This is a genomic window from Burkholderia sp. MS389, assembly GCF_016899425.1.
In the GTDB taxonomy this organism is placed as follows: Bacteria; Pseudomonadota; Gammaproteobacteria; order Burkholderiales; family Burkholderiaceae; genus Burkholderia; species Burkholderia sola.
Genome location: NZ_CP045994.1, coordinates 1,145,624 through 1,163,983 on the forward strand (window position 1 = coordinate 1,145,624; position 18,360 = coordinate 1,163,983).

Annotated in this window: 17 protein-coding genes and 2 tRNA genes; 5 read left to right on the forward strand and 14 right to left on the reverse strand. The window is 68.6% G+C overall.

From position 1 onward, the window contains the following. Positions 1-9: 9 nt before the first annotated feature. From GJG85_RS05395 to fdxA, 8 genes are all read right to left on the reverse strand, one after another. Positions 10-786 (reverse strand): DUF4088 family protein, encoded by a 777-nt coding sequence (locus tag GJG85_RS05395; protein WP_050011497.1) that lies wholly within the window; start codon positions 784-786, stop codon positions 10-12. A 160-nt stretch (positions 787-946) separates the two neighbouring features. Beyond that, positions 947-1,285 carry an AzlD domain-containing protein gene (locus GJG85_RS05400; RefSeq protein ID WP_050011496.1) on the reverse strand — a complete coding sequence of 113 codons (339 nt, stop codon included), beginning with the start codon at positions 1,283-1,285 and terminating at the stop codon, positions 947-949. After that, on the reverse strand, positions 1,282-2,049 hold the full coding sequence (locus GJG85_RS05405; protein ID WP_050011495.1) for an AzlC family ABC transporter permease: 768 nt from the start codon (positions 2,047-2,049) through the stop codon (positions 1,282-1,284). The genes GJG85_RS05400 and GJG85_RS05405 overlap by 4 nt, the downstream gene beginning before the upstream one ends. 140 nt (positions 2,050-2,189) lie before the next feature. Next, a complete protein-coding gene (locus GJG85_RS05410; protein ID WP_050011494.1) occupies positions 2,190-3,077 on the reverse strand; it encodes an AraC family transcriptional regulator in 888 nt (295 codons plus the stop codon). Positions 3,078-3,138: 61 nt separating this feature from the next. Then, positions 3,139-3,624, reverse strand: coding sequence for a CreA family protein (locus GJG85_RS05415; RefSeq protein ID WP_050011493.1), 486 nt, complete (start codon positions 3,622-3,624; stop codon positions 3,139-3,141). Between the two features lie 128 nt (positions 3,625-3,752). Further along, positions 3,753-3,828: transfer RNA gene (locus GJG85_RS05420), tRNA-Asn, on the reverse strand. Between the two features lie 72 nt (positions 3,829-3,900). Further along, a tRNA-Asn gene (locus GJG85_RS05425) sits at positions 3,901-3,976 on the reverse strand. 105 nt (positions 3,977-4,081) lie between these two features. Beyond that, complete coding sequence (fdxA, locus tag GJG85_RS05430; protein ID WP_011544919.1) at positions 4,082-4,405, reverse strand: ferredoxin FdxA; 324 nt, start codon at positions 4,403-4,405, stop codon at positions 4,082-4,084. 286 nt (positions 4,406-4,691) lie between these two features. Here fdxA and pncB point away from each other — a divergent pair, with 286 nt between their 5' ends. The 5 genes from pncB to rmuC all read left to right on the forward strand — a co-directional run bounded on the left by pncB (position 4,692) and on the right by rmuC (position 10,661). Next, entirely contained in the window at positions 4,692-5,891 is a 1,200-nt protein-coding gene (gene pncB / locus GJG85_RS05435) for a nicotinate phosphoribosyltransferase (protein WP_050011492.1), read from the forward strand. Between the two features lie 87 nt (positions 5,892-5,978). Beyond that, the gene (locus GJG85_RS05440; RefSeq protein ID WP_050011491.1) at positions 5,979-6,641 is read left to right on the forward strand and encodes a lactate utilization protein C; all 663 of its coding nucleotides are present in this window, start codon (positions 5,979-5,981) and stop codon (positions 6,639-6,641) included. Positions 6,642-6,684: 43 nt separating this feature from the next. Beyond that, a complete protein-coding gene (locus tag GJG85_RS05445; RefSeq protein WP_204383728.1) occupies positions 6,685-8,115 on the forward strand; it encodes a sodium:proton antiporter in 1,431 nt (476 codons plus the stop codon). Between the two features lie 81 nt (positions 8,116-8,196). Further along, positions 8,197-9,186, forward strand: coding sequence for a D-glycerate dehydrogenase (locus tag GJG85_RS05450; RefSeq protein WP_050011803.1), 990 nt, complete (start codon positions 8,197-8,199; stop codon positions 9,184-9,186). Next, complete coding sequence (gene rmuC / locus GJG85_RS05455) at positions 9,183-10,661, forward strand: DNA recombination protein RmuC (RefSeq protein ID WP_050011489.1); 1,479 nt, start codon at positions 9,183-9,185, stop codon at positions 10,659-10,661. The genes GJG85_RS05450 and rmuC overlap by 4 nt, the downstream gene beginning before the upstream one ends. An 82-nt stretch (positions 10,662-10,743) precedes the next feature. On the opposite strand, the gene GJG85_RS05460 is transcribed toward rmuC, so the two are convergent. The 6 genes from GJG85_RS05460 to GJG85_RS05485 all read right to left on the reverse strand — a co-directional run bounded on the left by GJG85_RS05460 (position 10,744) and on the right by GJG85_RS05485 (position 18,022). Beyond that, positions 10,744-11,229, reverse strand: coding sequence for a GNAT family N-acetyltransferase (locus GJG85_RS05460; protein ID WP_089488268.1), 486 nt, complete (start codon positions 11,227-11,229; stop codon positions 10,744-10,746). Continuing rightward, on the reverse strand, positions 11,226-11,501 hold the full coding sequence (locus GJG85_RS05465; protein ID WP_006476519.1) for a hypothetical protein: 276 nt from the start codon (positions 11,499-11,501) through the stop codon (positions 11,226-11,228). Before GJG85_RS05465 ends, GJG85_RS05460 begins: the two co-directional genes overlap by 4 nt. A 37-nt stretch (positions 11,502-11,538) precedes the next feature. Continuing rightward, on the reverse strand, positions 11,539-12,837 hold the full coding sequence (glp, locus tag GJG85_RS05470; protein WP_050011487.1) for a gephyrin-like molybdotransferase Glp: 1,299 nt from the start codon (positions 12,835-12,837) through the stop codon (positions 11,539-11,541). Positions 12,838-12,948: 111 nt separating this feature from the next. After that, the gene (mobA, locus tag GJG85_RS05475) at positions 12,949-13,566 is read right to left on the reverse strand and encodes a molybdenum cofactor guanylyltransferase MobA (RefSeq protein WP_050011486.1); all 618 of its coding nucleotides are present in this window, start codon (positions 13,564-13,566) and stop codon (positions 12,949-12,951) included. Positions 13,567-13,594: 28 nt separating this feature from the next. Next, on the reverse strand, positions 13,595-14,707 hold the full coding sequence (gene moaA, locus GJG85_RS05480; RefSeq protein WP_050011485.1) for a GTP 3',8-cyclase MoaA: 1,113 nt from the start codon (positions 14,705-14,707) through the stop codon (positions 13,595-13,597). A gap of 132 nt (positions 14,708-14,839) precedes the next feature. Then, complete coding sequence (locus GJG85_RS05485; protein ID WP_050011484.1) at positions 14,840-18,022, reverse strand: Rne/Rng family ribonuclease; 3,183 nt, start codon at positions 18,020-18,022, stop codon at positions 14,840-14,842. Positions 18,023-18,360: the final 338 nt, after the last annotated feature.

Here is an 18,360-nt window from a genome sequence, read left to right on the forward strand (position 1 = left end):
GACGCGTACTTACGGCCGGCGCTGGCCTTGCCCCTGGCCCTGGGCCGGCCGCACCGCAGCCGGCGTGAATACGCTGCGCAGCCACGCGGCGAGGCGCGCGAAGACGTCGTACGGTTCCTCGACGAAGATCTCCGGCTTCAGCAGCCGCAGGTATTCCATGATCTGCTGCGCTTCCTGCTTCTGGAACGAGCCGTGCGCGAGCCCGAGCCGCAGCAGCCCGCGCAGTTCGCCGAGCTTGTCGCGCGCGGTGCTGCCGACGCTCATCTCGCATGCGAGCTTGGCCTCGTAGATCCGCTGCCGCAGCGATTCCGCGAGCCGCCACGCGGGCGTCTGCATCAGTTCCTCGAGCGTCTGGATGTCCTGCGCCGCCGCCTTGATCTGCGACGCGAGCGGGTCGATCAGCGACGCGTCGCCCTGTGCTTCGGCGACGATCGCCTTCGCCCAGTCGCGGCATGCCTTCGCGAGCTCGTCGGGTGTCCATTCGGAGCGCGACGCGAAGCCGAAGCCGAATTCGCCGGCCTGCCGCATCAGGATCGCGACGACGTCCGGAAATTCCTTGTCGAGCGTGCGCTTGGCCCATGCGTACTGGCCGCCCTGCAGCATCCGCTGCACGGCGTGCTCGGTCAGCGGCACCATGTTGTCGAGCAGCTTGGCGCGCAGGAAATCCTCGAACGACGGCGTCGCGAATTGCGGGTCGAGTTTCAGCGATACGCGCACGAACGCGTCGTAGTCCTTGCGCAGGGACTCGAGCGTGTCGTCCTTGAGGGAAAGGGTGATCTGGCCCATGAATCATCTCGATGACGGCCCGCGCAAGCCGGCGCCGGCGCGGCGCACCGGAGCGGGCGCCGCGTCGACTGACCGATGCGCGCCGGGGCCGGTGGCGGGTCTTCCTCTCCTATATCGGCGGGCCGCGCGGAAACTTGAGCGCGCGCGATGGAGCGTGCGCTCAGGCAGGCGGCCAGTGCGGGATGACGACCCCTTGCCACAGGAAGAACACCGCGAGCCCGGCCGCGATGGTGACGAGCGGCCGGCGGGTCGCGGCCGACACGAGCACGGCCGCGAGCGCGCCGACGAGCTGCGGATTGCGCCACGTCAGCTCGGCCGTGCCGCCGTGCGGCGAGACGGTCATCGGCACGATGATCGCGGTCAGCACGGTGACCGGCACGAAGCCGAGCGCGGTCCGCACGAGCGGCGGGAACGTCAGCCGCTCGCCGAACAGGAACAGCGTCGAGCGGATCGCATACGTGATGACGGCCATCCCGAGGATCAACAGCGCGTAGTTCACGATGCGGCCTCCGGGCGAGAGCGGGCCCGCGTGCGATCGTGCCGCAGCGTGAGCACGACGCCGATCGCGACGCCGGCGGCGACCGCGCCGAGCAGCCCGAGCTTGTACGGCCAGCCCTGCCAGAAGTACGCGAGCGTGCCGGCCGTCGCGGCCGCCGCGAAGTAGCGCAGCGTGCCGAGCTGCGGGACGACGATCGCGATGAAGGTCGCCGCCATCGCGAAGTCGAGGCCGAGCGACTGCAGGCCCGGGAACGCCGTGCCGAAGCCGATGCCCGCGAGCGTCCAGACCTGCCAGTTCAGGTACATCGCGAGCCCGGAGCCGAAAAAGTAGTGGGGGCCGATCGTGCCGGGCGGGTAGTGCCGGTAGTGCCCGTAGGCGACCGCGAACACTTCGTCGGTCATCAACGCGCCGAGCGTCGCGCGCCAGCGCAGCGGCAGGTGTGCGACATAGGGCGCGAGCGTCGCGCTGTACAGCAGGTGGCGCAGGTTCACGATCAGCGTCGTGGCGAGCACGACGGCGAAGCTCGCGCTGCCGGCGATCAGGCCGAGCGCGATGAACTGCGCGGACCCCGCGAACACGGCGAGCGACATCAGCGCGCCATGCCAGGCGGCAAGCGGGCCGCTGCCGACGAGCGTGCCGAAAATCACGCCGAACGGCGCGGCGCCGATCATCATCGGAATCGTGTCGCGCGCGCCATCGAGCCATTCGTTGAGCGGGCGGCGCGGGGGTGAGGCGGGTGTCTCGTTCAAGTAGCGCTCCTCCATGAGCTGGAGGATAGCGGGCCGGTGGCGGGCCGGCTTGTATGTTCTTGCGCTCGCGGGAGCGGGGTCGGTGCCCGAGTGTCGGCCGGCGCGGCGGGTCGCTGCGCGGTGCGGTCCGACCGACGACGGCGGGAAGCCGTGCGTCAGCTTGCCTGCCAGCGCCCGGGCGGCACGCCGAACATCCGTTTGAAATGCCGCGTGAAGTGGCTCTGGTCGACGAAGCCGCTGGCCGCGGCGACATCGGCGACCGGCACGCCCGCGCGTAACGGTGCCAGCGCGCGCTGCAGCCGCAGCTGGTTGCGCCACGCATGCGGCGGCATGCCGGTCGTACGCGTGAACAGACGCGCGGCGTGGAACGGCGACAGGCCGACCGCCTGCGCGACGTCGTCGAGCGTCACCGCGGACGTCAGATCGGCGGCGAGCCGCTCGCGCATCGCGTCGACGCGCGGTTCGTCGGCCGCGAGCGGCGCCGGTTGCGGCCGCACGTCGGCATGGCGCACGATCAGCGTCGACAGCCCGTCGAGCATCGCGGTTTCGGCGGCGAGCGGATCGTAGACGCGCGGCGCGTCGGTAGCCGGACCGTCGGCCGCATGCGACGACAGCGCGCGCTCGCTGCCGGCTTCCAGCATCCGATGCGCGAGCGTGAGCCGGGCCGCCAGATCGGCGTCGCGGATCACGCCGGGGGCGAACCATGGCGGATCCTGCGGGCGGCCCGCGACTGCACTCGCGAGTTCGCGGATGAATTCCACCGGCATGTAACTGACGCGATAGCACCAGCCCTCGTCGGCGGCACGCGACCCCGTATGCACTTCGCCGGGATTGATCACGGGCACGGTGCCCGTTTCGGCGACATAGCCGTTGCCGCGATAGGTGAAGCGTTCCGCGCCTTCGAGAATCACGGGGATCGTGTACGCATCGTGCCAGTGGGGCGCGAACGCGTGATCGCGATAGGTGGCCGTGAGCAGGTCCGCGTCCGGCACGAGCGGCGTGCGCCAGTAGCGTGCGGAATCGGGAAGGCGGGTGGCGGACATGATCGGGCGCGGGAGCGGTCGAACCGACAGTGTATCGCTCGCGCCCCCGGCGGGTGCGGGCTTACTTGACCGGAATCGTCGTGCCGGCCGGCATTGGCACCGCGGTGACGGCGTTCTTCGGGCTGCCGCTGACGATGCGGTCGCTGTAGGTCAGATAGACGATCGTGTTGCGTTTCTTGTCGACCACGCGCACGACGTGCAGCGTCTTGAAGATGAACGACATGCGTTCGCTGAATACGTCGGCCTGCTGCTTGAGCGGTTCCTTGAAGCTGATCGGGCCGACCTGCCGGCACGCGATCGACGCTTCGCTCGGATCCTCGGCGACGCCGAGCGTGCCCTTGATCCCGCCGGTGCGCGCGCGCGACACGTAGCAGGTCACGCCGTTCACGACCGGATCGTCATAGGCCTCGACGACCACGCGATCGGAACCCGTGACGCGGAAATGGGTGTTGACGCTGCCGACTTCCTCCGCGTGCGCGAGCGGTGCGGCGGCGACGGCGGAGAGCAGGAGGGCGGCGGGGGCGAAACGGAGGAGGCGATGCTTCATCGACGGAACCGGATGCGGATGCGGGACAGAGACTCTAGCATGCGCATGACCGGGTCACGCAACGCAGGAAGGCGGACAAGGGGGCCGGAAAAACAAAAGGCCCGTCGAATGACGGGCCTTTCGCTATTTGGCTCCCCGACCTGGGCTCGAACCAGGGACCTACGGATTAACAGTCCGGCGCTCTACCGACTGAGCTATCGGGGAATAAATCGGTACATCTGCGTGCTATGTTTTCCAACAAAAAACCCGTCCACTTTCAACGGGCTTTTGCGTTTTTGGCTCCCCGACCTGGGCTCGAACCAGGGACCTACGGATTAACAGTCCGGCGCTCTACCGACTGAGCTATCGGGGAACAAACAAGCAACAGCAGAGAAACGAGATTGTATGGAGTGTTCGCTAACCTGTCAACACTTCGAAGCCGCGACGCATGAAATTTTTTGCGGTCGCCGCCGTGCGATCAGCGCTCGAGCAGGTGCAGCTTGTCCTGCACGTCCTTCCATTCGTCCGCGTCGGCCGGCGCCGGCTTGGTCTTCGTGATCGACGGCCAGTTCTTCGCCAGCTCGGCGTTCAGCTCGGTGAACTGCTGCTGGTCGCCCGGAACGTCTTCTTCGGCATAGATCGCATTGGTCGGGCATTCGGCGACGCACACGGCGCAGTCGATGCACTCGTCCGGATCGATGGCGAGAAAGTTGGGACCTTCACGGAAGCAATCCACCGGGCACACATCCACGCAATCCGTGTATTTGCACTTGATGCAGCCTTCGGTCACAACGTGAGTCATTAAAACGCTCCTGCTTGGCGGTATATGGGGTGGCGTTTGCGCCAAAAGCGGCATTGTAACTGAAGCGCCAAACCCGCATGACGAGGTCGGCTATCCGGCTTATATCGTTTCGTGATTAGTTTATGGGGCGCGCGACACGGATACCCGTACGCCAGGCACCGGCACGATACGGCAAGGCGGCGGCCGGTTTCACGATGGTCGGGCCCGCATTCGGGTAACATGGCCGACAGACCGGGCGGCGCGCGGTGCGCCGGTGCCCTGTCACGATATTGGCGCTGCCGTCATCATGATCATCACTTCGCTGCTGGACACGGATCTCTACAAGTTCACGATGATGCAGGTCGTCCTGCATCACTTTCCCGCTGCAAACGTCGAATACCGGTTCCGCTGCCGCACGCCCGGCGTCGATCTCGTGCCGTACATCGACGAGATTCGCGACGAGGTGCGCGGCCTGTGCTCGCTGCGCTTTTCCGACGTCGAACTCGACTACCTGCGGCGGATGCGCTTCATCAAGAGCGACTTCGTCGACTTCCTCGCGTTGTTCCACCTGAACGAGAAGTACATCTCGATCACGCCGTCGCCGAAGGGCAACGGCGAGATCGACGTCGTGATCGAGGGGCCGTGGCTGCACACGATCCTGTTCGAGATCCCGGTGCTCGCGATCGTCAACGAAGTCTATTTCCGCAACACGCAGCGCGAGCCCGACTATCGCGAAGGGCGCGAGCGGCTGCGCGAGAAGATCAAGCTGCTCGGCGCGAAGCCCGAATTCGCCGACTGCAAGATCGCCGACTACGGCACGCGCCGGCGCTTCTCGAAGGTCTGGCACGAGGAAGTCGCGCTCACGCTGCGCGACGGGCTCGGCCCGCAGTTCGCGGGCACGAGCAACGTGCTGTACGCGATGAAGCACGACATCACGCCGCTCGGCACGATGGCGCACGAATACCTGCAGGCGTGCCAGGCGCTCGGCCCGCGGCTGCGCGATTCGCAGATCTACGGCTTCGAGATGTGGGCGAAGGAATATCGCGGCGACCTCGGGATCGCGCTGTCGGACGTCTACGGGATGGACGCGTTCCTGAACGACTTCGACATGTATTTCTGCAAGCTGTTCGACGGCGCGCGCCACGATTCGGGCGATCCGTTCGACTGGGGCGAGCGGATGCTGCGCCACTACGAGGCGAACCGCTGCGACCCGCGCACCAAGGTGCTCGTGTTCTCGGACGCGCTCGACATCCCGAAGGTCATGCAGCTGTACGAACGGTTCCGCGGCCGCTGCAAGCTCGCGTTCGGCGTCGGCACCAACCTCACCAACGATCTCGGCTACGTGCCGCTGCAGATCGTGATCAAGATGGTTCGCTGCAACGGCCAGCCGGTCGCGAAGCTGTCGGATTCGCCGGGCAAGAGCATGTGCGACGACAAGGCCTATCTCGCGTACCTGCGCCAGGTGTTCGGCATCGCGCAGCCGGTCGAGGAAGACGCGTCGAAGTAGGCGTTGGCCGTTCGGCCGAAGGTGTGTCGCGGCAGGGGGGGCCGGTATAATCCGACGTATTGCACGCCAACGTCACGAGGACCGTTCATGGACACTTCCGCCGCCCGTCGCCAGATCCTCGCGCGCATTCGCGCGGCGCAGGGGCGCGCGGCCGAACCCGATGCAGCGGAGCGCGACGGCGTCGCCGACTATCTCGCGCGGCATCCGCAGGGCCCGCGCCCGCCGGCGCCGGCCGACCTCGTCGCTGCTTTCGTCGACGAAGCGGGGCGCCTGTCGACCACGGTCGACGAAGTCGCGACGCTGGCCGACGTGCCTGCTGCTGCCGCCCGCTATCTTGCCGCTCAGGGTCTGCCGACGCAGGCCGTCGCATGGCGCACGCTGGCCGATTTCGACTGGGCCGGCGCCGGCCTGTCGGTCGAGTGCCGCAAGCCGCGCGACGGCGATCTCGTCGGCCTGACCGGCTGCTTCTGCGCGACCGCCGAAACGGGGTCGCTGGTGCTGCTGTCCGGTCCCGACACTTACGCATCGGCCGGTCTTTTGCCGGAAACCCACATCGCGATCGTGCCGGCGTCGCGCATCGTCGCCGGTCATGAAGACGCGTTCGCGCTGATTCGCGCGGAGCGCGGCGAGCTGCCGCGCGCGGTCAATTTCGTGTCGGGCCCATCGCGCACGGGCGACATCGAGCAAACGATCATTCTGGGCGCACACGGCCCGTACCGCGTGCACGCGATCGTCGTACGGGGCGCATGACGCGCCTGCCGCATTCACAGTCACTCGAACAAGGAAGTTCCGCATGAAACGACATGCCGCCTGGGCGGGCATGGCGTCGGGAATCGCGCTTGGCGCCACTCCCGCGCTCGCATCGGCCGCCACGCTCGACGGTGCCACGCTGTCCGCGCTCTGGGGCATCCCGTTCGCCGGGATCCTGCTGTCCATCGCGCTGTTCCCGCTCGTCGCCCCGGTGTTCTGGCATCACCACTTCGGCAAGATCGCGGCCGGCTGGGCGATCGTGTTTCTCGCGCCGTTCGCGGTCGCGTTCGGCGCCGGCGCCGCGTTCGGCACGCTCGTGCATGCGCTGCTCGAGGAATACATTCCGTTCATCGTGCTGCTCACCGCGCTCTATACGGTCGCGGGCGGCATCTGCGTGAACGGCAACCTGCACGGTTCGCCGAAGCTGAATACCGCGATCCTCGCGCTCGGCACGCTGCTCGCGAGCGTGATGGGCACGACGGGCGCCGCGATGCTGCTGATCCGGCCGCTGCTGCGCGCCAACGACAACCGCAAGCATGTCGTGCACGTCGTGATCTTCTTCATCTTCCTCGTCGCGAACGCGGGTGGCTCGCTGTCGCCGCTCGGCGATCCGCCGCTGTTCCTCGGCTTCCTGAACGGCGTGAGCTTCTTCTGGACGACCACCCATCTCGCGCTGCCGATGCTGTTCATCTGCGCGGTGCTGCTCGCGCTGTTCTTCGCGCTCGATACGTACTTCTACCGGAAGGGCGGCGAGGAGCGGCCGGCCGCGCTCGATCCGACGCCCGACGGCGCGGCGCTGTCGATCGACGGCAAGATCAACTTCGTGCTGCTGGCGGCCGTGATCGCGCTCGTGCTGATGAGCGGCGTGTGGAAGCCGGGCATCTCGTTCGACGTTTGGGGCACGCACGTCGCGCTGCAGAATCTCGTGCGCGACGTCGCGCTCGTGGTCGTGACGCTCGCGTCGCTCGCGCTGACGCCGCGTTCCGCGCGCGACGGCAACGCGTTCAACTGGGCGCCGATCGAGGAAGTCGCGAAGCTGTTCGCGGGCATCTTCGTGACGATCGCGCCGGTGATCGTGATCCTGCGCGCGGGTGCGGACGGCGCGTTCGCGCAGATCGTCCATCTCGTCACGGGCCCCGACGGCAAGCCGGTCGACGCAATGTACTTCTGGGCGACCGGCATCCTGTCGTCGTTCCTCGACAACGCGCCGACCTATCTCGTGTTCTTCAACCTCGCGGGCGGCGACGCGCAGACACTGATGACGACCGGCGCGTCGACGCTCGCCGCGATTTCCGCCGGCGCGGTGTTCATGGGCGCGAACAGCTATATCGGCAACGCGCCGAACTTCATGGTGAAGGCGATCGCCGAATCGCGCGGCGTGAAGATGCCGAGCTTCTTCGCGTACCTCGGCTGGGCGCTCGTCGTGCTGATACCGGTATTCCTGCTGACGTCCTGGCTTTTCTTCACGGCGTAAGCTGACGTTTTTCAACCCCGAGCGGGCGGCTCCGGCGGCGCATCGCGCGCCTCGATCCGTCCGCGGTATGCGGAGATGGCGATGCAGAAGATCCTGGTCGCGCGTCCGATCTTTCCGGACGTGATCGAACGGCTCAAGCAGTATTTCGACGTCGACTGGAACGACGGCGATGCGCTCGCGCCCGACGCGCTTGCCGCGCGTCTGGCCGACAAGGACGGCGCGCTGACGGCCGGCGACCCGGTCGGCGCGGCCACGCTCGCGGCGGCGCCGCGCCTGCGGGTCGTGGCGAACATGGCGGTCGGCTACAACAACTTCGACATGGCCGCGTTCAACGCGGCGAACGTGCTCGGCACCAACACGCCCGACGTGCTGAACGAGTCGACCGCCGATTTCGGCTGGGCGCTGATGATGGCCGCCGCACGCCGGATCGCCGAATCCGAACACTGGCTGCGCGCCGGTCACTGGCGGAAGTGGGCGTACGACGGCTTCCTCGGCACCGACATCTACGGCTCGACGCTCGGCGTGATCGGGATGGGCCGTATCGGCCAGGCGCTTGCGCGCCGCGCGCGCGGTTTCGGGATGCAGGTGATCTATCACAACCGGTCGCGCGTCGCGCCCGAGATCGAGGCCGAGCTGGATGCCGAATACGTGTCGAAGGATGCGCTGCTTGCGCGCGCCGATCATGTCGTGCTCGTGCTGCCGTACACGAAGGAGAACCATCACACGATCGGCGCGGCCGAGCTCGCGAAGATGAAACCCACCGCGACGCTGACCAACATCGCGCGCGGCGGGATCGTCGACGACGCGGCGCTGGCCGCCGCGCTGCGCGACGGGACGATCGCCGCGGCCGGCCTCGACGTGTACGAGGGCGAGCCGAGCGTGCATCCGGCGCTGCTCGAGGTGCCGAACGTCGTGCTGACGCCGCATATCGCGAGCGCGACCGAAAAGACTCGCCGCGCGATGGCCAATCTCGCCGCCGACAACCTGATCGCCGCACTGGGCGAAGGGCCGCGTGCGGGGCAGCCGCCGAATCCGATCAACCCTGACGTGATCGGGAAGCCGCGCGCATGACGACGACGTTGTTGCTTGCGGCGGTCGTCGTGCTGGCCGTCGCGCTCGCGGTGGCGATCGTCGCGCTCGTGCGCGGCGGCGGCCGCCACGACGACGCGGCCGTGCTCGGCGACCAGATCGAGGACGCCGCGCATGCGCAGGCGCGCGCGGTCGAGCGGCTCGAACGCGAATTGCGCGGCGAGATCGTCGAGACCGCACGCGGCTCGCGTACCGAGCTGGCCGGCAGCTTCGCCCAGTTGCAGCAGACACTCGCCGCGCAACTGACGAGCGTCGCGACCGTGCAGAACAACCAGATCGAGGGGTTCGCGCAGCAGCTCGGCAAGCTCGTCGCCGGCAACGCGCAGCAGTTCGACGCGATGCGCGAGAGCGTGCAGCGCCAGGCCCAGCAGGCACGCGAGGAGCAAACGGGCGCGCTGCGGCTGTTCGGCGACACGCTGAACCGGCAGCTCACGCAACTGACCGAGGCGAACGACCGCCGGATCGGCGAGGTGCGTGCGACGCTCGAACAGCGGCTGAAGGAAATCGAGACGAACAACGCGGCGAAGCTCGAGGAGATGCGCCGCACCGTCGACGAGAAGCTGCACGCGACGCTCGAGCAGCGGCTCGGCGAATCGTTCAAGCTCGTGTCGGACCGGCTCGAACAAGTGCATCGCGGGCTCGGCGAGATGCAGACGCTCGCGGCCGGCGTCGGCGATCTGAAGAAGGTGCTGACCAACGTGAAGACGCGCGGCACCTGGGGCGAAGTGCAGCTCGAGGCGCTGCTCGAACAGATGCTTACGCCCGACCAGTACGCGAAGAACGTCGTGACGGTGCCGAAGCGTACCGAGCGCGTCGAATTCGCGATCCGGCTGCCGGGGCGGGACGCCGGCACGCGCGACGCGTCGCCGGTGTGGCTGCCAATCGACGCGAAATTCCCGCGCGAAGACTACGAGCGGCTGATCGACGCGCAGGAGCGTGCCGACGCGGTGGCCGTCGAGGAGGCGGCGCGTGCGCTCGAGGCGCGGGTGCGGATGGAAGCGCGCACGATCGCCGAGAAGTACGTCGCGCCGCCGTACACGACCGATTTCGCGCTGCTGTTCCTGCCGACCGAGGGGCTCTATGCGGAGATCCTGCGCCGCCCGGGGCTGACCGACCTGCTGCAGCGCGACTATCGCGTGACGGTCGCGGGGCCGACCACGCTCACCGCGCTGCTCAACAGCCTGCAGATGGGGTTCCGCACGCTCGCGATCGAGCAGCGTTCGAGCGAGGTGTGGCAGGTGCTCGGCGCGGTCAAGACGGAGTTCGGCAAGTTCGGCGACGTGCTCGCGCGCACGAAGGCGCAGCTCGAAACGGTCACGCGCTCGATCGAGTCCGCCGAGCAGCGCACACGTGTGATGAACCGCAAGCTGAAGCAGGTCGAGGCGTTGCCGGGCGATACGGCGGCCGGGTTGCTCGGCGCGGAAGAGGCCGAAGGCGCCGACGCGGACGACGCGTGACGCGCGTTGCTGGCAACTGTCGGACAGAAGAAACGGGCGCCCGTTTTCCTTTGCAGCGGTCACCGGCGCAGCCGGCTCGCGTTCAATGCGCGGCGAGCGTGTCCAGCGCGTCGCCCGTCACGCGCACGATGCGCCACTCCGGCAGCACGGTCGCGCCCATCTTCTCGTAGAAGTCGATCGCCGGCTGATTCCAGTCGAGCACCGACCATTCGAAGCGCGCGCAACGGCGCTCGACGGCGAGCGCCGCGAGATGGCGCAGCATCGCGGTGCCCAGGCCCGTGCCGCGCTGCGACGGCTGCACGTACAGATCCTCGAGATAGAGCCCGCGGCGGCCGAGGAACGTCGAATAGTTGTGGAAGAACAGCGCGTACGCGACGATCGTGCCGTCTTGTTCGGCTACGCGTGCCTCGGCGGCAGGATGCTCGCCGAACAGCGCGTCGGCGAGATCGGCTTCGGTCGCGACGAACAGCTCGGTGAGCTTTTCGAACTCGGCCAGCTCGCGCATCAGCGCGAGGATCGCGCCGACGTCGCGCGTGTCGGCCGCGCGGATCAGCGGCGTGCCGCTCACGCTTCTTCCGGCGGATCGGACAGCACGATCTCGATGCCGCCGAAGCGCGATGCGACCCAGTTGTACGCATGGCACGCGATCCACAGCAGCACGAAACCGAGGATCGCGTTCAGCAGCAGTGCGCTCAGGATCGTGCTCAACTCGACCATCCCGTAACGGATATACGCAACGAGAATGCCGAGCAGCACGATCGGCACGCTGAACGTCAGGTAGACGAGGATCAGCGCCTTGGCGGTCTGCCCCGCGGCGATCGACGAGATTTGTTTCTTCATGTGCGGATTGCCCCCGTAGAAATATACCGATTGGAATTCAGATCAGGCCGTCGAGCGGCAGGATGTCGACCGGGGCGCCCGCGTCGACTGCCGCGGAATCGTGGCCCAGGACGATGAAACAGTTGGCGGCCGCGAGACCGCTCAGCGACGCCGAGCTTTGCGATCCGACCGGTACGACGTGCCATTGACCGTCGGCGGCGCGCGTCGCGATGCCGCGCAGGTAGTCGGTGCGGCCGGGGCGTTTCTTCAACGGTTGCGTGCTGAGCGCCGTGTACATGGCCGGCGGCGGCGTGCGCGCGCCGGCCAGCGTCAGCAGCGCGGGGCGCACGATCGCATGGAACGTCACGGCAGACGCGACCGGATTGCCGGGCAAGCCGAAGAACAGCGCGTGACCGGCGTCGTCGGCCGCGCGGGCGAGCGTACCGCACGCGAGCGGGCGGCCCGGTCGCAGCGCGAGGCTCGCGAACGTCACGTCGCCGAGCCGGGCCATCACGTCGCGCGTGAAATCGGCTTCGCCGACCGACACGCCGCCGGACGTGATCACCGCATCGGCCTGCGCGGCGATGGCGTCGCGCAATGCGGCTTCGAGCGCGGCCGGGTCGTCGCGGACGATCCCGAGATCGATCGCGTCCACGTGCAGCCGTTCGAGCATTGCGATCAGCATCCCGCGATTGCTGTCGTACAGCGCGCCGCGGCCGAGTGGTTCGCCGGGCTCGCGCAACTCGTCGCCGGTCGAGAACACGGCGACGCGCACGCGCCGGCGCACCGTGACGTCGACGATGCCGAACGACGCGAGCAGGCCGAGATCGGACGGCCGCAAAATGCGGCCCGCGGCGAGCGCACTGGTGCCGCGCGCGAGATCCTCGCCGGCCTTGCGGCAGTTCGCGCCGCGCGCGACGTCGTGCGCGGCGAAGCGAATCGCGTCGCCGTCGACGCGAACGCGTTCCTGCGGAATCACCGTGTCGCATCCGGCCGGCATCGGCGCGCCCGTCATGATGCGCACGCATGCACCGGCCGCCACGGCGCCGTCGAACGGATGGCCGGCGAACGCGGTGCCGACAACCGTCATCGCGACCTCGCCCTGCGCCGACGCGAGTGCCGCGGCTCCGCCGTCGAACGCATAGCCGTCCATCGCCGAGTTGTCGTACGCGGGAATGTCGAATGGCGCGCTCACGTCGGCCGCGAGCACGCGATCGAGCGCCTCGCGCAGCGCCACCGTATCGCACGCGTCGACGGGCACCGCGAAGCGGCACGCGAGTGCCTGCGCGTCGGCGAGCGACAGCGGGGCATCGGGGTCGGGTGCGGTTCGGGAGGCGGGCGAGGATTGCGTGATCATCAGTCGGACTGCGCCGCAAGGCGTATCGGGTTCGTGGCCGGTGGCGCGAGGAGGGTGCCGGGGCGCGGGTTTCGCGTGCGGCAGACGCCGGGCGGGAACGGCGCGGGGCCGTCAACGGCGGGCCAGCGCGGCCAGTTCCTGCCAGGAATTGGCATTGTAAAACGCACGCTCGTCGCGAAACTCGACTTCGACCGTCGTGTGGCGTGCGTACCACGCACGCATCTTGCGGTCGCCGGCCGCGAGTCGGGCGGCGAGGTCGTCCGCCAGCGACGTGCGCAGCAGCGCGAACGTCGGCTGCGGCGAGCGCATCTGCTGCGCGTCGACGGTGACCGCCATCGCGATATCGGCCTGTTGCGCGTCGAGCGCCGCATGCAGCCGTGCGACGAGGTCGGCGGGCAGATAGGGCGTATCGCACGGCGAGCACGCGACCAGCGGTGCGCGCGCCGCGCGCATGCCGGCAAGCAGGCCCGCGAGCGGCCCGGGGAAGTCGGGTGTTTCGTCGGCGACGATGCGCGCGTCGAACGGCGCACCGAGTTCGGCATAGCGATCGGCATGGCGATTCGCGCTGATCACCGTCTCGTCGACCTGCGGCGACAGCCGGCGCAGTACGTGCAGCGCGAGCGGCGTACCGTCGAGCAGTTGCAGGCCCTTGTCGACGCCGTCCATGCGCGTGGCGCGCCCGCCCGCGAGCAGCAGGCCGGCGATCGACGGGGAGGCGGGAGCGGGCATCGTGCGCGGATGGACAGAGCGGCGTGCGTCAGCCGCCGATATACGACATTTCGACGCGCTTGCCGGCGCCGTCGGGCGCGCCGTCGGCCAATGCGCTGCCGCGCAGTTGCGAATAGCGGTCGGTGCGCGCGTGCCAGATGCGGGCGATCGCGGTCGCGATCTCGGCATCGGTCGCGCCGCCGCGCACGAGCGCACGCAGATCGTGCCCCGTCGACGCGAACAGGCACAGGTACAGCTTGCCTTCGGTCGACAGCCGCGCGCGCGTGCAGTCGCCGCAGAAGGCCTGCGTGACGCTCGAGATCACGCCGATCTCGCCGCTGCCGTCCGCATAGCCCCAGCGCTGCGCGGTCTCGGCCGCCGTGTGCGGCTCGAGCGGCACGAGCGGGAAATGTTCGGCGATGCGCGCGACGACGTCCGCCGACGGCAGCACCTCGGTCATGTTCCAGCCGTTCGACGTGCCGACGTCCATGTATTCGATGAAGCGCAGGATCACGCCGGTGCCGCGAAAACGCTCGGCCATCGGCAGGATCTCGCTGTCGTTGGTGCCGCGCTTCACGACCATGTTGACCTTGACCGGCGCGAGGCCCGCGGCCTGTGCGGCGAAGATGCCGTCGAGCACGTCGGCGCTCGCGAACTCCGCATCGTTCATGCGCTTGAACAGCGTATCGTCGAGCGCATCGAGGCTGACCGTGACGCGCGTGAGCCCGGCGTCCTTCAGCGCGCGCGCCTTGCGCGCGAGCAGCGAGCCGTTGGTCGTCAGCGTCAGGTCGAGCGGGCGGCCTGCGTGCGTCGTCAGGCGCGCGAGCCGCTCGATCAGGAATTCGAGGTTCTTGCGAAGCAGCGGCTCGCCGCCCGTGATGCGGATCTTTTCGACGCCGTGTGCGACGAAGAGCCGCGCGACGCGCTCGATTTCCTCGTGCGTAAGCAGCGCGCTGTGCGGCAGGAACGGATAGTCCTTGTCGAAGACCGCGCGCGGCATGCAGTACACGCAACGGAAGTTGCAGCGATCCGTCACCGAAATGCGCAGGTCGCGCAGCGGCCGGGCGAACGTGTCGGCCAGCGTGCCGTCGGGGGCATGCGCGATGCCGGAGACGTCCGGCATCCCGCTGACGTCGGCGAGGGGAATGATGCGTCGGGACATGTTGGAAGAAGTGCGAACCAGACTGCTATTTTAGCCGCAACCGGCCGGCGGGGCCGGTGGGCGGAAACCCGCAGCGCGGACGTGAAAAAGCCCGCCGGAGGCGGGCTTTTCCTAGGTCGTGCGATGCGCCGTTCAGTGGTGCGTCGTTTCGACCTGCTGCATCGGGGCCGTATCGGCCGGCGGCAGCACCTTGCGTTCGCGCGGCACGCGGGCCGGGCGCGGGAGTCGCGATGCGGCTTCCTGCGCGGCCGCGAACTTGTCGGCGTCCGTGTTCACCCAGACGAGACCGGCCTGCTCCAGCACGACATCCAGGCTCGCCGAAGCGGGCGCGGCTGCCGGTTGTGCGGGAGCCGGCGTCGGTGCCGGTGCGGCGACGGCCTCGACCGGTGCTGCGTCGACAGGCGCTGCTTCGACCGGTGCCGGTTCGACTGCCACCGGAGCGGCTTCGATCGCGACGGCCGGTGCGGCTGGCTCGACCGGTGCGGCTTGCGGCGCCTCGACAGCGACCGGCGCGGCTTGCGGCGCGTCGACAGCGACCGGAGCGGCCGCCGGCACTTCGAACGCATCGGTCGGCGATACCGCGACCGGCGCCGGGCCCGCTTCCGCGACCGCCGGTGCGACCGGTGCCGGTTCTGCTGCCTGGACGGCGACGACGGGCTCGACCGGGGCGGCCGGAGCCGCTTCGGCGTGTGCCGGCGCCGGCTGCGCTTCGACAGCGGCTGGTGCGGCATGCTGCTCGGCGACGGCTTCCACGGCGACCGCGCTGGCCGCGGCCGCGACGACTACCGGTGCGGCAGTGTGGGCCGGTTCGGCCGCGACCGGCGTCACGGCTTGCGCCGCGACTTCGCCTTCGGCGCCTTGCTCGGCCTGGTCGACCGAGCCGTCTTCCTCGCGCTCGCGACGACCGCCGCGGCGGCCGCGACGGCGACGGCGGCGTTCTTCGCCGTCACGTGCGCCGGCTTCCGCATCGGCTGCCAGTTCCGCGCCGGGCAGGGCTTCTGCAACAGCCTTGTCGGTTTCCGGTTCCGGATGGTTTTCGCCGCGGGTGACGGTTTCGAGCGTGGCCGCATGCTGGGTCGGCTTGCGGCGTTCGCCGCGCTCGCGACGCTCGCCGCGTTCCTGGCGCTCGCCACGGCCGGCTGCTTCGACGCCTTCCGGCTGTTCGCCGCGCTCGCGCGGTTCGCGGTTTTCCCGCGGTTCGCGCGGCTCACGGGCTTCACGCGGCTCGCGACCTTCGCGCGGGCCACGGCCCTCGCGGCCTTCGCGACCCTCACGGTTTTCACGACCTTCGCGGTTTTCGCGACCCTCGCGGCCCTCACGCAGCTCACGACCCTCGCGCGGCTCACGGCCTTCACGCGGTTCGCGCACTTCCTTGCCTTCGCGCTCCTGGCGTTGCGGCTGGCCACGGCCGGCGGCTGCCTGGTCACGGCCGCCTTGCGCCTGCTGGGCGCCGCCGCGACGGTTGCGGTTGCGATCGCCGCCGCGCTGCTCTGTCTTTTCGTTGCGCTCGCGAGCCGGGCGGGCTGCCTGCTCCTTCGCCGGGGCTGGCGCGACCGGTGCGGGCGCCGGTGCCGGCGACACGCCGAACAGGCCCTTCAGCCAGCCGATGAAGCCGCCGCTTGCAGCGGCGACGGGCGCCGGGGCGGGGGCCGCAACGGGTTCGACCGGACGCTGCGGCGCCGGGCTCGGTGCCGGACGCTCGGGCGTGATGCCCTTGACCGCGGCTTCCTGCTTCGGCTTCACTTCGGCCGCACGCTTGCTGTAGCCGGTTTCCGACTCGAGCTCGCGGGCCGCTTCCTCGGCCATCTTCCAGGATGCGCGCGGATCGTCGAGGCGCGCGTCGTCGTGACGCAGGCGCTCGAGCTTGTAGTGCGGCGTATCGAGGTGCTTGTTCGGGATCAGCACGATGCCGACCTTGAAGCGCGACTCGATCTTGTTGATTTCCTGACGCTTTTCGTTCAGCAGGAAGGCGGTCACCTCGACCGGCACCTGGCAGTGGATCGCCGCGGTGTTTTCCTTCATCGCTTCTTCCTGAATGATCCGCAGGACCTGCAGCGCGGACGATTCGGTATCGCGGATGTGGCCGGTGCCGTTGCAGCGCGGGCACGTCACGTGGCTGCCTTCCGACAGCGCCGGGCGCAGGCGCTGGCGCGACAGCTCCATCAGGCCGAAGCGGGAGATCTTGCCCATCTGCACGCGCGCACGGTCGTGCTTGAGCGCGTCCTTCAGGCGCTGCTCGACTTCACGCTGGCTCTTCGCCGATTCCATGTCGATGAAATCGATCACGATCAGGCCGCCGAGGTCGCGCAGGCGCAGCTGGCGGGCGACTTCGTCGGCCGCTTCGAGGTTCGTGCGGGTGGCCGTTTCCTCGATGTCCGCGCCCTTGGTCGCGCGGGCCGAGTTCACGTCGATCGCGACGAGCGCTTCGGTGTGGTCGATCACGATCGCGCCACCGGACGGCAGCGGCACCGTGCGCGAGTACGCGGTTTCGATCTGGTGCTCGATCTGGAAACGCGAGAACAGCGGCACGTCGTCGTGGTAGCGCTTCACCTTCGCGACGTTGTCCGGCATCACGATGTCCATGAACGCACGGGCCTGATCGTGGATTTCGTTCGTGTCGATCAGGATTTCGCCGATATCGGGCTGGAAATAGTCCCGGATCGCGCGGATCACGAGGCTCGATTCCAGATAGATCAGCATCGGCTGGCCGGCGTTGCCGCTTTGCGACGCCGCTTCGATCGCGCGCCACAGTTGCAGCAGGTAATTCAGGTCCCATTGCAGTTCCTCGGCGCTGCGGCCGATGCCCGCGGTACGGGCGATCATGCTCATGCCGTCCGGAATCTGCAGTTGCGCCATCGTTTCGCGCAGTTCCTGGCGCTCGTCGCCTTCGATCCGGCGCGACACGCCGCCGCCGCGCGGATTGTTCGGCATCAGCACGAGGTAGCGGCCGGCGAGCGAGATGAAGGTGGTGAGGGCGGCGCCCTTGTTGCCACGCTCTTCCTTCTCGACCTGGACGATCAGCTCCTGGCCTTCGCGCAGCGCATCCTGAATGCGCGCGGAGCGCATGTCGATGCCGTCCTTGAAGTACTGGCGGGCGACTTCCTTGAACGGCAGGAAGCCGTGGCGGTCTTCGCCGTAGTTGACGAAGCACGCTTCGAGCGACGGCTCGATACGGGTGATGACACCTTTGTAGATATTGCCTTTGCGCTGTTCGCGCCCGGCGGTTTCGATGTCGATGTCGATGAGCTTTTGCCCATCGACGATGGCGACGCGCAGCTCCTCCTGCTGCGTCGCATTGAACAGCATGCGTTTCATGAACGACTCCAGGCGGCTCCGCTGCCGGCGCCTCGCGGTTGTCAGTCGCGAGGGCGGGAACGACGGCAGGCCGCACCTTGTTGTGTTGTCACGAGCACGCTGGAGCGGGAACGCTGGCGGGGAGAATTGCCTGAAGAGGCGCTTGGGCCCGAAAGACGGGGCCGGCGGCCATAGGGCACCTGCGAATACGGCTTCAAAGCACGGCGTTCACACACCGCACGCTGCAAAAGCGCGCTAAGCCTGTCCGGGCATTGCCACGGGCGCGCGCAATGCGTCGCGCGCGCCGACGGGCGGCAGATGCTGCGGCTTGGGCCGCAGCGGGGAGTATCGAATCCAGC